The organism is Vibrio sp. 10N.261.52.A1, from assembly GCF_002876325.1.
Classification (GTDB): domain Bacteria; phylum Pseudomonadota; class Gammaproteobacteria; order Enterobacterales; family Vibrionaceae; genus Vibrio; species Vibrio chagasii.
The window spans coordinates 1-2,998 of record NZ_MCYD01000699.1 but is presented as its reverse complement, the minus strand read 5'-3'; the positions used below and the strand labels follow the sequence as shown (position 1 = coordinate 2,998).

General features: G+C 43.4%; 1 protein-coding gene and 1 pseudogene. Both read left to right on the top strand.

Annotation, left to right across the window (positions count from 1 at the left end; genetic code table 11):
- The first annotated feature begins 35 nt into the window (after positions 1–35).
- Entirely contained in the window at positions 36–1,163 is a 1,128-nt protein-coding gene (locus BCT81_RS13825) for a hypothetical protein (protein WP_102424790.1), read from the top strand.
- 63 nt (positions 1,164–1,226) lie between these two features.
- Positions 1,227–2,998: pseudogene (locus BCT81_RS13820) on the top strand (RHS repeat protein); the annotation flags it as partial.

Here is a 2,998-nt window from a genome sequence, read left to right as displayed (position 1 = left end):
GAATAATGTTGAGGGTCAATACTATGAAGTTATCGATGAAGAAGTCATTGTTATTAGCAATGTCGGCATGTGTTTTTTCCAATGTAAGTGTTGCTGCCATTAATGGTGACTATCATGTGGTCGACGATGATCTGACGGCTGATCATAATGAAAGCAATGGTGTACCAATGCCTTTTTACGCTAACGGAAGAATGCAGTCAAAACTCAGCGTTTCTGTTTCTTTTGCGGATAGCTACGGCAGACCAGCGACCGTATCTAAGAGTGACTTAGAGGGGGCGATATCATTTTACCTAAAGAATAGTGGGCAGGAGTTAGGCAAAGATAAAGATTGTAGTTACGGAAGAGGTTGTTGGGGATACACGTTGAATCCAAATGACTACTCTCACCAAATGGGCAGCAGTTACGGTTACTCGAAGACCCTTCCTACGTCTCGTGTTTCAGCAAGTGATACTAAATTAACCGCTTGGGTTTACAGCAACGAAGTCGCTCAATACCGTGAAGTGTGTATGAAGGTTAAGTTCGATGCCGGAAGCCAGTATGACAACAATTACTACGATAGCTGTGCCTTCCCGAATGAAAGCAGTGCGTTCTACCAAAGCGTGCAGCCTAAGTCTTACAGCGCGGCTGACTTTTCTGAGCTTGGGGAAGGCGAATTGGTGTGGGAAGAAGCCAACGCCGACGGGTTCTATTTTGATAAAGCAGAGATGCGTAACTTTTATGTGACACCGAAAGATACGTCCGTTCAGCTGGTTCAGGTTGCTATGGATAACTTTGACGAGTCAGATAGCGATAAAGTGTTCCTAAACGATGAATGGCTGGGCTGCTACTCAGATTGCCCAGACGATAATCGCTCTGTGAAAGGTTATATATTTGTTCCAGGTTCAGAGCGCAAAGTCTCTGACGAGTATGTCTGGAATAGTGCTGCTGGTGAAGGCCGAACTGCTGTGTGGCGTGTTAACCAACAGCTGAGATCAGTGACTCTTAGCAAGCTGTTATATTCGAACAACGGAACGTCAAACAACGATTCGCAAAAAGAGTACCGATTTACTGTATTCGACCAATACGGTAACAAGGGACCATTGAAGCTTATTTATCCTCAAAGTGAATTTACTGGTGGTGGTCAGAAGTGGGATTACACCCTTTGGACCCTAGTTAGCCAATAACACTCGAACAAAACAGAGTTAGCTCAAGCACTTGAGCTAACTCATCCACTTTAGGGGAAATTTATGTCTAATTGGACTTCAAATGCTTTTAACTTTGATAGTTTTTGTTCGGGCGGTGTAGACCAAAGGACCAGAAGCTACTCATACCAAATCTTACTTGGCTCTCTTATTGGTAACTGGCTCAAGGGACCAAACCTCGATATCTCCATTCAATTCTCACCATACTCAGCAGATAACCTTGGTTTTGGTAAAGGCTGGAAGTTAAATCTTCCGAGATACGATATTGAAAATAAACAACTCTATCTGGCCAATGGACAATCCTATCGTGCTGAATTAAATGCCAATCTAGAAATGAGTATTCGTTACAAAAAGTTGCTCGATTTTTCGGTATCGTCTAGTGCGAATGGTTACGAAATTACTTATAAAAATGGCCGTACTGATATCTTAGATAAAGATGGTGACATCATTAAGGTAGTTCAAAGTAATGGACATGCTCTCTACTTTTCTTGGCTCAATGTGGGCGGCAAGAAGCGCTTGGACAAAGTTTGGGACGACAGAACAGATAAGCAAACGGCACTACTGTGGATTGAATATGTGAGCGCAGGTCGCGTCAATATTTTTACCAATCTTGGCAGTACCCACGAGGCCTTTTTTGGTCTTACGCTAAATAACAGTAAGTTGGTTAAGTGTGACTTACCTGAGCGCGCCGGTAGCTATAGCTTTGGTTATCTAAACATTGGTACATACACGCTAATTGAGAAAGTGGTTCATCCTTGTGGTTTAACGGAAAGTCTGCGATACAAAGCTAATGGTATTCGAATTAATTCGATGACCTATTTACCTGCGGTGACTGCTCATGATGTGCTGACTCTCAACTCTCCCATCATTACGACAACCTATGACAGTATTGGTACCGATAGTCGTAATTTTATGGGGTACGGATCGCCTGGTGGCGAGTTGAGCGAAGGGCTTGATAATTTGCTGGAGCGTGGCAGAGCGTACAGCTATCGCGTACAAAAAATTGAAAATGGCTCTATTGTCACGGCTCAAACCTACAATCAATTCCACTTGCTTGTTGAAGAAGCTCGACACGTCGATGGCAACCTGGTTCATTTGAAAAGGTTGGATTACCCCGCCATTGATAATCAAGAGTTCTCCGCTCAACCCGCTCAGTACTCATTGATTAGTAAAGAGGAGCAGGTTTGGTTCTCTGGATCGGACAGCCAAGCTCAAAATAGATTCTGGGACTATGACGAATACGGCAACATGCTTAGGTTTGTCGACGAGAATAGTATTACAGAACACTATGAATACTATGCTAAAAATGGAGAGGCGGGCTGTCCTGCATCACCAACGGGCATGGTTAATTTCGTTAAATCTCGCACGTTAGACAATGGCTCTGAACAAAGAGTGATTGCTTACCAGTATGCTTCTCTAGAGGGGTTAAATGGTCAGCGAGACGTAGTGCTGAGCCTAGAAGAGGATACACAACGTTACCAAACTCATTACGCCTATCAAACTGATACTAGTGACACCTATTCATTTAGCCGACTGGCTTCGGTACAAAATGACATTCTTCACCCTAACGGTGTCTATTCTGCTACTTCACGTTATCAGTATGCATTGGATAATGATGTTCTTGAAGAACACGAAGAACTGACTTGCCATGATAATACGAAAACCAATCTTGTTGTTGGTCACTACCTTGATATTGGTGAGTTAGCGCGACACGTCGACTCTGATGGTGTCAGCTGTTCATTTGCTTATGACAAGCTTCGAAGAACCACCGAAGAGCGAATTGAAGGAAGTGCGTCCCGTTCGTACCAATATATTGT

Coding starts and splice junctions, on each gene's coding strand:
- BCT81_RS13825 (WP_102424790.1), top strand. CDS start 36: ATGAAGAAGTCATTGTTATTAGCAATGTCGGCATGTGTTTTTTCCAAT.